Genomic DNA, 12,708 nt, shown 5'->3' with positions numbered 1-12,708 from the left:
CGTTGCACTGCATAGTCCCATTGAAGCGTAATTCTAGAATCTAGGCACAATGGGTTATATGCAAATTTAAACTTTGGGAGAAAGGAGGGATTATATTTTGCGCATATTTCGAAAACTCACCACATGGGCTATTTATTCCATCTTTTTGCTATTCATATTACTATTGGACGCCAAAGCTTTTACTGAGGCATCATCTTCGTCAGCCGCAGTCAAACATGGACCCGTATTCATCATTCCAGTGGATCAGGAGATCGAGCGGGGTCTGCAGAGCTTTCTGGAACGGGGCTTTCAGGAGGCGGCCAATTACGGCGCGGTTCTGATTGTTCTGGAGATCGATACACCTGGAGGACGGGTGGATTCCGCCGAAAGAATCGGTACCCTGGTCAGAGACAGTAAGATCCCGGTGGTAGCCTATATCAAAGGCAACGCAGCTTCCGCAGGCAGTTATATCGCGCTGAACGCCGGGGCTATTATCATGAAGCCGGGCGGCATGATCGGGGCCGCTTCGCTGGTGGACATGAACGGGAAGACCGTGGAAGACGCCAAGATGGTATCGTACTGGAAATCCAAAATGATCGGAGCCGCCTCGCTGAACGGGCGTGATCCTGAAGTGGCTGCCGGCATGATGGATGTTCATCTGGTAGTTAACCGCCCGGAGCTGGGTGTGAACAAGCAGGCGGGGGAGATTATCGCTCTGAGCAGCAACGAAGCGCTTCAGGCCGGTTACGCTGACCGGATTGCAGAAACGGAGCAGGAGGCGATTACCTGGCTGGGATACTCGACAGACGACATTTTTCGCATTGAGCATACCGGTGCGGAGAAAATGTCGCAATTTCTGACCCATCCGGTGGTCATGACCATTCTGCTCTTCGTGGGTATCGCCGGTGTGTTCATCGAGCTGCTGGTGCCTGGCTTTGGGGTGCCCGGAATTGTCGGTACGCTGGCGTTCGCCCTCTACTTCTTCGGCAACTATGTGGCCGGCTTCGCCGGGGCGGAGACGCTGCTGCTGTTCATTCTGGGGTTGGTGATGCTCATTCTGGAGCTGTTTGTGCCGAGCTTCGGTATTTTGGGGATACTCGGGTCCATCAGTCTGGTGGCGGGTGTTGTAAGGGCTGCTTACAGCTTTACGCATGCGCTGTTCAGCCTGGGCATTGCTTTTTCCGCAGCAGCGGTGGTCATCGTGATTGTTGCCGTGGTCTTCAAGGAGCGCGGAATCTGGAACCGGTTCATCCTTCAGGATAGTCTTACCAGAGAAAAGGGCTTTGTGCCTGTCCCGGAGAAGCTACGTCTGATCGGTGCCTCCGGCATGAGCGTAACCCCGCTGCGTCCCGCAGGAACCGCCACGATTGGCGGCGAGCGGATAGATGTGGTGACTGAAGGCGGGTTCATCGAGGCGCAGACGGCCGTGTCCGTGGTGAAGGTTGAGGGCGGCCGTGTGGTAGTGAAGGAAGCTGCGAAATAAATTTTGTCTATCAAAATATCGGAGGTAGGTAAGCGTATGTTAGAAGCATCTATGATTACTTTTTTGCTGATCGCGGTAGCTGTGATTGTTGTTCTAAGCGTCTTCTTCAGCTTCTTCCCGGTCATGCTGTGGGTGTCTGCCTGGGCCTCCGGGGTCAAAATCAGCATTATCACGCTGGTAGCGATGCGTCTGCGCCGGGTAACACCGAGCCGGATTGTCAATCCGCTGATTAAGGCGACCAAGGCCGGGCTGGGGCTGAATATCAATCAGCTGGAGAGCCATTATCTGGCCGGAGGGAATGTAGACCGGGTAGTGAACGCGCTGATTGCCGCCCAGAGAGCGGATATTCCGCTGGAATTCACACGTGCCGCCGCCATTGATCTGGCCGGACGCGATGTGCTGCTGGCAGTTCAGATGAGTGTTAACCCGCGTGTCATTGAGACGCCGATTGTTGCGGCTGTGGCCAAGAACGGGATTGAAGTCAAGGTCAAAGCACGGGTGACGGTGCGGGCTAATATCGACCGGTTGGTCGGCGGTGCGGGCGAAGAGACGATTATTGCCCGCGTCGGCGAGGGGATTGTAACCACAGTCGGCTCCAGTAATTCGCATAAAGATGTGCTTGAGAATCCGGATTCTATCTCCCGCACCGTTTTATCCAAGGGTCTCGACTCAGGGACGGCCTTTGAAATTCTGTCCATAGATATTGCAGATGTGGATGTAGGCAAGAACATTGGTGCGTACCTTCAGACTGAGCAGGCAGAAGCGGATAAGCGCATCGCCCAGGCGAAGGCTGAAGAACGCCGGGCGATGGCGGTTGCCCATGAGCAGGAAATGAAGGCCCGCGTGGTTGAGATGAAGGCGCTGGTCGTTGAATCCGAATCCCAGGTTCCGCTGGCGATGGCCGAAGCGCTGCGCTCCGGCAAGCTTGGTGTGATGGATTATATGAATCTTAAAAACATCGAGGCGGACACGCAGATGCGAGGCTCCCTTGGCAAACTAAACGATGGGGACGACAGCAGCCGTCCGCCCCATAAATAAAGGGAGGTGAGCCTCCATGAGCGGCGTAGTCTATTTCCTGGTGCTTGCGGGCTTTGCGATCATTACCCGTCTGAACAAAAAGAGAGACAAAGACAAGTCAGTTCCGCGCGGGGGGATGCCTACCTTTGGCGGCGGCGGGGATACCGGCAATATGCTGCCCCGCCGCCGGAAGGCCGGACGCGCGGAACAGCCGGGCAGCGGCTTCCCGGCGCCTGCCGGGACAAGGGCGGGCCCGGACCGGCCTGCTCCGCAGCCAGATATGCAGGAGGCCCCTTCTCCGCCAGCATGGGCTGAGGCTGAGCAGCTATCTTCCGATGACGAGACAGGCGAAGGCGTATCACTGGAGCAGGCCGATGACTTGGACAGCGTAGAGGCCCGCACAGAACGTATGGAGCGGGAGCTGGAGAAGCTGCAGGCTGCCTTCGACGGAATGGCGGCTGCGGTCCCGTCTGCGGGCTCCGAAGCAGGCGGGGAGGACGGAGATGCAGCATCATCGGCATATGCTGTCCATCCGCTCACAGGCGACCGTGACGCGCTGCGAAGCGGCCTGATGTGGGCGGAGATACTGGGTCCGCCCCGTGCCCGCCAGCCGCATTCCACGCGGCGCTAAGACTATGCCTGAGCTTATCAATCAACATGTTATGCTGCACATAAGCCTGGATCAATTCCTTAACAGGATGGGATTCAGGCTTTTTTCTGTTTTTGGCCGGACGATACGTGTGAGTTCTTCTCATAAACAGAAGCTCCACCGCATAAGGTGTACAGAAGGCAGGAAGGGGGAGCGTCTACTTATGACCCGTATCGGCCGCAGGCTGCGGGGATGGACAAACGGGGTACTGGATCTTCCGCAGGATGTGCTGCAGGAGATGCCCCGGATCACCCTGATCGGCAATAAGGAGCTGTATATTGAGAACCACCGCGGCGTGCTGCATTTCTCTTCGGAGCAGCTGAGGCTGGCATTAACCCAAGGCGTTCTGGAGATTTCCGGCGAGGGGCTGGTCATCCGCAATATTCTGGGCCAGGAGCTTGCCGTCATTGGAACTATCGGTGAAATCAGATATAAGGAAAGTGGGGAGAATCCATGAAAGAGCCGCCTCTGTCATCACTGCGGGGGTTCGTTACACTGCATGTGAGCGGACCGCAGGTGGAGAAATTCATTAATGCTGTAACTGGAGCGGGCATCATCATCTGGGATGTGAGGCCTGCCGGGGACGGCGCTTCTTTGAATCTGCTGCTGGATGACTTTTTCCGGCTTCGCCCGCTCCTCAAAAAGACAGGCTGCCGCATGCATGTTACAGCCAGGAACGGACTTCCGTTCAGCATCGCACGCTTGTGGAGACGGAAGTTTTTTGCCGCAGGAATGCTCATCTTCGGTGTGGGTCTGCTGCTGCTCTCCTCGATGATCTGGAGCGTCAAGGTTGAAGGGAATACGCGCATTCCGACCGAAGACATCCTCGAAGCCGCACGCCAGGAAGGGGTATACCCGTTTCAGTGGATTTGGCGCATGCAGGAGTCGGACGAGCTGTCCCGGGGGCTGACCAGTCTGGTTCCGGGCTTGACATGGGCCGGGTTCCACCGGACCGGGACGAGCATTACCATTCAGGTCGTCGAAGCCGACCGCCCGGAGAATAAACCGCTGCTCAGCCAGCGCCATCTCATCAGCCGCACGGATGCGGTCGTGACCGAAATCTATGCGGAGCAGGGCAGACCGGTGGTCAGCCGGAATTCGCGGGTCAAAAAAGGGGACATCCTCATCTCGGGAGCGCTGGGTGACGAGGAGAATACAGAGTTCGTAGTTGCCAAAGGCGAGGTTAAAGGCCTGGTGTGGCATGAATATAATCTGGAGGTGCCGCTCAAAAGGACGGGCAGCGCTTATACAGGAGAACGCAAGGACCGCACTTATCTCGTTCTCGGCAAGTGGGCGATTCAGCTGTGGGGCTACGGGGACTCCGGGTTTGCGAAATCACGTACGCTTACAGAGCCCGATATGCTGTCGTGGCGCACCTTGCAGCTGCCGCTGGGCCTGATGACCGAGAAGGAGCTGGAGATCAAGGCAACCGCTGAAGCGCTTACTCCGGAGGCTGCCCGGGCGGAAGGATTGACGCGGGCTAAGAGCGATATTTTGGCGCGTTACGGTGCTGATAGCGTCATCAAAAGTCAAAAAATTTTGCATGAGAAGAAAGAGAATGGTAAAGTTTATATGAAAGTGCTGTTTGAGGTGGAAGAGAGAATCGCGGAAGAACTTCCGATAGTAAACAATTGAGGAGAATGAGGCTACTTGTCAGAACAGACTGCAAGCATTCAAATATCTTTGCACAATGCGGGAGAAGCGCAATCCCTGTTCGGCCCGCAGGACAGTTTCCTGAAAATCATCGAGAAAGAAATTCCGGCAGTCATTAACTCGCGCGAGGCCGAAATTACGATTCGCGGTACGGAGCGGGAAGTGGACATGCTGGGCCAGCTCTTCAACGTGCTGTTGTCACTCGTACGCGGGGGTTACCTATTGAGCGAACGCGATGTGCAGTACGCCGTGGAGCTGGCGAAGGATTTTCGGGCCGACCAGCTGCTTGACCTGTTCAAGGGCGAAATTACGACGACTTTCCGCGGCAAGCCGATCCGTGTCAAAACGATTGGCCAGAAGCATTATGTGAGCACCATCAAAAAACGTGATATCGTCTTCGGCATCGGCCCGGCGGGCACAGGCAAGACTTATCTGGCTGTGGTCCTGGCGGTGACGGCGCTGAAGGAAGGCTCGGTTAAGCGGATCGTGCTTACACGCCCGGCTGTTGAGGCTGGAGAGAACCTGGGCTTCCTACCGGGAGATTTGCAAGAGAAGGTAGATCCGTATCTGCGGCCGCTCTACGACGCCTTGTACGACGTTATGGGGCCTGATCAGGTGGCGAAGGCGCTGGAGCGCGGTCTGATCGAGATTGCACCGCTTGCCTATATGCGCGGACGTACGCTGGAGGATGCTTTTATCATCCTTGATGAAGCGCAGAATACCACACCCGAACAAATGAAAATGTTCCTCACCCGTCTGGGCTTCGGCTCCAAGATGGTCATCACGGGCGATGTGACCCAGATCGATTTGCCGCGCGGCAAGAAGTCAGGGCTGATCGAAGCCAAAACGATTCTTTCCGGTATCGAGGAGCTTGGCTTTGTCTACTTCGCTGAGCAGGACGTTGTCCGCCATTCCCTTGTCCAGAAAATTATCGTTGCCTATGACCGCTCTGCCGAAAACCTCCAATAAAAAAGGGGATTGTCTTCATGGCCTCAAAGCAACCATCGAAATTAAGCGGATTTGTATATAGCACCAGCGGATGGAAGTATAGCGCGGTCTCGCGCTATGCTCTTTTCCTGTTACTCGCGGTTGTTTTCTACCTCAGCCTGTCCTCTGATCTGCTGCCCAAAAGGTATGATATCAAAGAGGGAACCCGCAGTGCCAAGGAAATCACAGCCCCCAAGCAAATCCCGGACACCAACGCTAAGCTGAAGGCCCAGGAGACCGCAGCAGAGAATGTGACCAACCGTTATGCAATTATCCCAATGCGGACTGAGAATCTTGTAACCATGCTGCTCGATAGAATAGACCGGTTGAATCAGGATGATACGATCTCACAAAGCGAAAAGACGGAGATCTACCGTGAAGTAATTCCAGAGCGTGCAAATGATTTTATTCTTAATTTTGTGGCCGCCAGCCAAAAGGCCGGGACGTATTCTGAGCATCTGCTAAATGAAATGCAGTCCGTCATCAAGGATCAGGCCTACGTCGTCCCGGAAGAGACCTACATCAAGATCCCGCGCCTGACCTCCCAGGATATCATTGAAATGAAGCCGGTGGCCCGGGATATTGTCATCAAGCTGATGAATGACCAGATTACCGACGCCCAGGCCGCGCGCGCCAAAGTGGCCGAGCAGGTCAGCGTCAGTTCTCTGGGTCAGCGTACCGCCCGTGAGGTGGTGCAGGAGCTGGTGCGTCTGGTCATTACGGCCAACAAATTCTATGACGAGGATGCGACCAAGGAAGCGAAGGTGCAGGCCCGTCAGAATACGCCGGATGTATTCATTGAGCAGGGGGATGTGCTGGTCGCCAAGAATCAGGAGATTACTCCTGAGCTGTATAAGCTGCTGGATGAGAACGGCCTGCTCAGCAAAGAGATTAACTACTGGCCGCAGCTCGGCCTGCTGCTGCTCTCTGCGCTGCTGTCCTTTGGCCTGATGACCTTCATCCGCTATAATGGCGGAGCCTCAGGCTTCAAATACAATAACTCTCAGCTGTTAATGCTGGTGCTGGTCTTTATCATTACCATCGTTATGATGAAGCTGACGGCCTTCCTGCAGACAGATGTGCGGACTTATATAGGCTACCTGGCACCTGTGGCCCTCGGCGCGATGCTGATCTCCATGCTGCTGGACATGACCTTAGCCTATTTCTGTTCCATTCTGTTCAGTGTCCTGGCCAGCATATTGTTGAATGTCCAGCAGAATACTATATTTGATTTCACCTTCGGATTTTTTGCCTTAATCGTGAGTTATGTTGCCATCTTCTCAACGCACCGTGCCGGACAGCGCTCAACACTGCTGAAGGGCGGAATTATGGTGTCCCTGCTCGGCTGCCTGACAGTAGCCATATTGACCATGCTGAGCGGAGGCGTATGGAACGAGACGAATACGTTATATGCCCTGGGCTTCTCTTTCGCCGGGGGGCTGCTTACTGCAGTGCTGGTCATTGGCCTGATGCCGTTCTTCGAGGTAACGTTTGGCATTCTGTCGGCACTGAAGCTCGTAGAGCTGTCTAACCCGAACCACCCGCTGCTGCGTAAGCTGCTCATAGAGACGCCGGGAACCTATCACCATAGCGTGATGGTAGGCAATCTGTCCGAGGCTGCGGCTGAAGCGATTGGTGCGGACGGCCTGCTGTGCCGGGTCGGCTCGTATTATCATGACATCGGCAAGACGAAGCGGCCGTTTTATTTCATTGAGAACCAGAACAATATGGAAAATCCGCATGATTCGATTGAGCCGAAGCTGAGCAAATCGATCATTGTGGCCCACGCCCGGGACGGGGTGGAGATGCAGAAGGAATACAAGCTGCCGAAGCCGATCCGCGATATTGCGGAGCAGCATCATGGCACGACGTTCCTGCATTATTTTTATCATAAGGCATTGAAGCTTGCAGAGGAAAAAGGGGTGGAGCCGGACTTCACGGAGGAGGATTTCCGTTATCCCGGCCCGAAGGCGCAGTCGAAGGAATCTGCAGTCGTCGGGATCGCCGACAGTGTGGAGGCCGCCGTCCGTTCGCTCCGCAAGCCAACCGTGGTGCAGGTGGAGACCATGATTGAGAAAATTATCAAAAGCCGGCTGGATGACCATCAGTTCGATGAATGCGATCTGACCATCAAGGAGCTGGATATTATTTCGCGGACACTGAAAGAGACTGTAATGGGCATATTCCATTCCCGGATTGAATACCCCGAGGATGTGCGCAAGCCCAAAAAAGAGGAAGGGGCCATCAAAAATGAGTCTGAGCGTCGTTTGGAACAATGAACAGGATGAACATGAAATTAACGGCGATCTGATCGAACTGCTGGAGCGGATTCTGCAGACAGCAGGGGAAGCGGAAGGGATTGACACGGGGGAAGTGGATCTGACCTTCGTCAATAACGAACGCATTCATGAGCTGAATTTGGAGTACCGCGGCATTGACCGCCCGACAGATGTGCTCTCCTTCGCAATGAATGAAGCCGGAGAAGACGAGCTGGAGATTATATATGACTTAGCGGATGAAGACGAAGAGCTGGAAGAAGTGCCGAATGTGCTTGGGGATATCATCATTTCGGTCACCCGTGCACAGGAGCAGGCTGTGGAATACGGTCATTCGCTGGAGCGGGAGCTGGGCTTCCTGTTTGTCCACGGGTTCCTGCATTTGCTGGGCTATGATCATCAGGAGCCGGAGGCTGAGGCCGAAATGATGTCCAAGCAGGAGAAGGTTCTGGCTCAGGTCGGGTTGATACGCTAATGGTCAAGAATACGGCGGTGGGCCACAAAAAATTCTGGCATTCCTTTCGCTTCGCAGCGCACGGCATTGCAGCAGCATTCAAATCCGAGTTGAACATGAAGGTGCACAGCGGCCTTGCTGTTCTGGTGGTGGCCGCCGCCGCTGTGTTCAGGCTTCCTCTGTCAAGCTGGATGCTGCTGCTGCTCGCCATTACGCTGGTGCTGACAGCCGAGCTGCTGAACACGGCGATTGAAGCGACGATTGATCTGGTTTCGCCTGAGATTCATCCCTTGGCCAAGAAGGCCAAAGATACCGCCGCAGGAGCCGTGCTGCTTACGGCGGTGTTTGCCGTGATTGCCGGAATCTATGTTTTTTATCATCCCGTGATGGACTGGATCACAGGTGTTATGTCATAATCAGTTTACAACTTCAGCTGGTGTAAGAGGCGGACCCGCTTTGCGCGCTCCGTCATCTTTAATTATATAAGACTATAAGACGCACTTAAGATTTAAACTTGAAGCTTCATCGTCACTGCGGTGAACATTTGGACTTCCGGCCGCTGTTGTCCCCAGATTTCTTGATTTATTCCGCTGTTCGCGGTTGAAATCCGGTGACAAAGGCGGTCGCTACCGCTCCTACAGTTCCAAATTTCCCCTCCGCTTCTTTTGCTTTTTGTTATTTTCTTTAGTGCTTCTTAAATATAGAACGACAAAACCGGGTTAAGTTTGTTATGTTTACGAAGAGAGTTTTGTACGAAGACTAATCGAAGAAGCGTATGCTTACAAAACTTTTAGGAGGACAACTATGGATTCTGCGCTACTTCTTCAGGAAGCGATCAAGGCAAGAGCCAATGCATATATACCATATTCCCGCTTTGGGGTAGGTGCTGCGCTGCTGGATCAGGACGGCAAGGTCCACCACGGCTGCAACATCGAGAATGCCGCTTACGGTCCCACCAACTGCGGGGAGCGGACGGCCATGTTCCGCGCCATTGCGGACGGGCATAAGCCAGGTACCTTCAAAGCCATCGCAGTCGTAGCCGACACGGACGGCCCCGTATCGCCTTGCGGCGTCTGCCGTCAGGTGATGGTCGAGCTGTGCGGCCCCGATATGCCGGTCATTCTCGGCAACCTGAAGGGCGATATTGTAGAGACTACCGTGCGTGATCTGCTCCCCGGCGCCTTCGGCCCGGCGGATCTCACACAGGGACAGGCCCCAGAGTAAGCGCAGGAGGTTGGTTTGAGGACTGCAACATATTGCTGTTGGGAACTCTACTGTATAACGTACAATAGAATGTGCCAAAATTGGTCCAAAACAAGGTTCTGTTGTATTTCGTGCAATTGAAAATGGAAATTAACCTGTTTATGGCCTGTTTGCCGTAGATCAACTGTATGAAATACAATAGATCTAATAATGGGGCATGAATATACCTATTCTGCTGCACAAAATACAATTAAGCGTGTGCGTGCGGGAAGCACATGGGTCTGCGCCTTGTATTTAACCAATCAACCGCGCCGCAGTCAAGCGTGTTCCCGCAGGGAACGAAAAGCGCTCCTGCTCTGGAGTTAACTGTATATTGTACAACTAACTTTCCACTATTCCCGCCAAAAGTTGATTTAAGTGTAAATTGTACAACTATATTCTTCGGATATCGCCGAAAGTGACTTTGATGAGGAAAATAGATGTATGAATTGCAACTATACTCTAATAACCTCTGTTTTGGAGCAGAATAAGTGTACAAAATACAATTAAGACATTAGTTAGTTGTTAAAGTACCCAGTTTCTTTTTGTGCGCCGCAGTCAAGCGTGTTCCCGCAGGGAACGAAAAGCGTTCCTGCTCCAGAGTTCCTGTCTCACGCCAAACGTTGGTCACCGCCAGTCAACCGCGCCGCAGTCAAGCGTGTTCCCGCAGGGAACGAAAAGCGATCATGCTCCAAAGTCTCTTACCGCGCCAACCGCTGTGCCGACGCCCAGTTCCGGGTGTCCAGAGGGCCGGGGCCCTTGGGGTCCCCCTTGGCGAAGGGGGATTTAGGGGGATCGAAAATCTTTTGACCAAGTTGTTAGACCCATTAGGAAGGAAGATCATATGAAATTCAAATCAGGGTTTGTCGCCATTATCGGCAGACCAAACGTAGGTAAATCAACACTCATGAACCAGGTAATCGGCCAGAAGATCGCCATTATGTCGGACAAGCCGCAGACCACCCGCAACAAAATTCACGGGGTATATACGGCGAATAACTCACAGATCGTATTCCTGGACACCCCGGGTATTCATAAAAGACAATCCAAGCTGGGCGATTACATGAATCAGACGGCGATGAGCACGCTGCATGAAGTGGAAGCGGTATTGTTCCTCGTGGATGCCTCTGAGGGTATGGGCGGCGGCGACCGCTATATCGCGGAACAGCTGGGCGCGATTAAGACACCGGTAATTCTGGTCATGAACAAGATTGACAAGATCGAGCCTGAAGTGCTGCTGCCAATGATTACGGAATATAACAAGCTGCATTCGTTCGCCGAAATCGTACCAATTTCTGCCAAGCTGGGCAATAACGTCAACACGCTGCTGGAGCAAGTCCAGAAATACCTGCCGGAAGGCCCGCAGTATTACCCGGACGACCAGATTACCGATCACCCTGAGCAGTTCGTCTGCGCGGAGCTGATCCGTGAGAAGATTCTGCATCTGACCCGTGAAGAGGTGCCGCATTCCATCGCAGTGGCGATTGAGGATATGAACGTGGAACCGAATGGGGTTGTGCATATTTCGGCGGTTATTTTTGTCGAGCGCGATTCCCAGAAGGGTATCATTATCGGCAAGCAGGGGGCTCTGCTGAAGGAAGTCGGACGCCGGGCGCGGACGGATATTGAGAACCTGCTGGGCTCGAAGATTTTCCTGGAATTATGGGTGAAGGTGAAAAAAGACTGGCGTAACCAGGACCGCGTACTGCGTGATTTGGGCTTCCACAAAGACTGATCACCTCTCCCGCTGCTTCTTTGTTGGCAGGAATTACACGGATAGATCCTGGGGCATCGCACATCCTAAGTCTGAAGAGACATCGTGTTTCCGAAGAAAGGATGAATACGAATGCGGAATTTTTCGTGGAAGTATTTTGCAATGACTGGAGATCTCGATGCGTATTTGCTGTACAGGGAAGCTGGGGATTCGCCCGAGGGCAGCGGACCGCTGCCGGCGGAGGAAGAGATGGCTATCGATGAAGAAGCGCAATAAGGACTGGTTGCTTGCCGAGTGGTTGGGGGAAGAGGCATGCTATACAGGGTGGAAGGGATCGTCATCCGCAGCATGGACTACGGTGAAGGGAACGCCATTATTACGCTTTGCACCGAGAACGCCGGTAAAGTAGGGGTTCTGGTGCGGGGCGCCAAGAAGGTCAAAAGCCGTCATGCTGCCCTGATCCAGCTGTTCACATCAGGCGAATTCGTGTTCTTCCGCAACAATGGCGGACTGGGAACACTGAATGCCGGAGAGATCACGAAGTCCCATCATCCGCTGCGGGAGGATCTGGTCAAGGCAGCCTATGCATCTTATGCCTGTGAGCTGCTCGACCGAGTACTGCATGATGAAGAGACAGGCAGCTTCTGGTACCGCCAGCTGACCGCCTGCCTGAATGCACTGGAGGAAGACAAAGAGCCCGGTATTATCAATAATGTATTTGAAATGAAAGTGCTGCAAGCCGCCGGTTACGGCCCTCAGCTTGATTCTTGTATTGTCTGCGGCAAGGACAAGCCGGATGAAGAGCTAAGAATTAGTTCCCGCCTGGGGGGAGTGCTCTGCCGCAGCTGCCGGCATAACGATCCTCCGGCCATGGAGATTTCCCCACGTGCCTTGAAGCTGCTGAGGATCTTCGCGGCACTTGATCTGACCAGGCTGGGGAATGTCGATGTGAAGCCTGAGACCCGTGCGGAGCTGAAGATCGTCATGCGGGGATTCATGGATATGCAGCTCGGGCTCAGACTGAAGTCGCAGAGCTTCCTGGACCAGCTTGATAAATACAATATTTGACGAAACACGAATTATCCGTTACTATAAGTTCAGTTTCTTTTATATGATTGCCGTGTTTGCTCCAGAACTGGAGAGAGTGCGTGGATCGGGGAAGTAGTGGGCGGTATTGTCGCAGCAGCGAGCCGGGGGTAGTGGAAGCCTGGCGGGACGACGTTCATGAACAGGGCACCCGGGAGTACGGAAGCG

Annotated in this window: 13 protein-coding genes; all 13 read left to right on the top strand. The window is 53.8% G+C overall.

Going from position 1 to position 12,708, the window contains the following annotated elements; translation table 11 throughout:
• Positions 1 to 97 precede the first annotated feature (97 nt).
• On the top strand, positions 98 to 1,462 hold the full coding sequence (locus tag ACFSX3_RS20100) for an NfeD family protein (protein WP_209987846.1): 1,365 nt from the start codon (positions 98 to 100) through the stop codon (positions 1,460 to 1,462).
• A 36-nt stretch (positions 1,463 to 1,498) separates the two neighbouring features.
• A complete protein-coding gene (gene floA, locus ACFSX3_RS20095) occupies positions 1,499 to 2,500 on the top strand; it encodes a flotillin-like protein FloA (RefSeq protein ID WP_036724346.1) in 1,002 nt (333 codons plus the stop codon).
• A gap of 16 nt (positions 2,501 to 2,516) precedes the next feature.
• Entirely contained in the window at positions 2,517 to 3,110 is a 594-nt protein-coding gene (locus ACFSX3_RS20090) for a hypothetical protein (RefSeq protein WP_209987849.1), read from the top strand.
• Positions 3,111 to 3,291: 181 nt separating this feature from the next.
• Positions 3,292 to 3,585 (top strand): sporulation protein YqfC, encoded by a 294-nt coding sequence (gene yqfC, locus ACFSX3_RS20085; protein ID WP_209987854.1) that lies wholly within the window; start codon positions 3,292 to 3,294, stop codon positions 3,583 to 3,585.
• The gene (gene yqfD, locus ACFSX3_RS20080; RefSeq protein WP_209987858.1) at positions 3,582 to 4,763 is read left to right on the top strand and encodes a sporulation protein YqfD; all 1,182 of its coding nucleotides are present in this window, start codon (positions 3,582 to 3,584) and stop codon (positions 4,761 to 4,763) included. Before yqfC ends, yqfD begins: the two co-directional genes overlap by 4 nt.
• A gap of 15 nt (positions 4,764 to 4,778) precedes the next feature.
• Positions 4,779 to 5,750: a PhoH family protein gene (locus tag ACFSX3_RS20075; protein ID WP_209987861.1), complete on the top strand. Its 972-nt coding sequence runs from the start codon at positions 4,779 to 4,781 to the stop codon at positions 5,748 to 5,750.
• Between the two features lie 17 nt (positions 5,751 to 5,767).
• Positions 5,768 to 8,047: an HD family phosphohydrolase gene (locus ACFSX3_RS20070; protein ID WP_209987863.1), complete on the top strand. Its 2,280-nt coding sequence runs from the start codon at positions 5,768 to 5,770 to the stop codon at positions 8,045 to 8,047.
• Positions 8,019 to 8,519 carry an rRNA maturation RNase YbeY gene (gene ybeY, locus ACFSX3_RS20065; RefSeq protein WP_209987866.1) on the top strand — a complete coding sequence of 167 codons (501 nt, stop codon included), beginning with the start codon at positions 8,019 to 8,021 and terminating at the stop codon, positions 8,517 to 8,519. Before ACFSX3_RS20070 ends, ybeY begins: the two co-directional genes overlap by 29 nt.
• Positions 8,519 to 8,914: a diacylglycerol kinase family protein gene (locus ACFSX3_RS20060; protein WP_209987868.1), complete on the top strand. Its 396-nt coding sequence runs from the start codon at positions 8,519 to 8,521 to the stop codon at positions 8,912 to 8,914. Before ybeY ends, ACFSX3_RS20060 begins: the two co-directional genes overlap by 1 nt.
• Before the next feature lie 388 nt (positions 8,915 to 9,302).
• Entirely contained in the window at positions 9,303 to 9,722 is a 420-nt protein-coding gene (locus ACFSX3_RS20055; protein ID WP_209987871.1) for a cytidine deaminase, read from the top strand.
• Between the two features lie 862 nt (positions 9,723 to 10,584).
• Positions 10,585 to 11,475 carry a GTPase Era gene (gene era, locus ACFSX3_RS20050; protein ID WP_209987874.1) on the top strand — a complete coding sequence of 297 codons (891 nt, stop codon included), beginning with the start codon at positions 10,585 to 10,587 and terminating at the stop codon, positions 11,473 to 11,475.
• Between the two features lie 111 nt (positions 11,476 to 11,586).
• Positions 11,587 to 11,730, top strand: coding sequence for a YqzL family protein (locus tag ACFSX3_RS20045; protein ID WP_076075837.1), 144 nt, complete (start codon positions 11,587 to 11,589; stop codon positions 11,728 to 11,730).
• Positions 11,731 to 11,766: 36 nt separating this feature from the next.
• Positions 11,767 to 12,522, top strand: coding sequence for a DNA repair protein RecO (gene recO / locus ACFSX3_RS20040; RefSeq protein WP_209987877.1), 756 nt, complete (start codon positions 11,767 to 11,769; stop codon positions 12,520 to 12,522).
• Positions 12,523 to 12,708 lie beyond the last annotated feature (186 nt).

Source organism: Paenibacillus rhizoplanae (assembly GCF_042684125.1).
Lineage (GTDB): Bacteria > Bacillota > Bacilli > Paenibacillales > Paenibacillaceae > Paenibacillus_AQ > Paenibacillus_AQ rhizoplanae.
The sequence above is the reverse complement of the archived record's forward strand: the minus strand, read 5'-3'. Positions and strand labels throughout refer to the sequence as shown.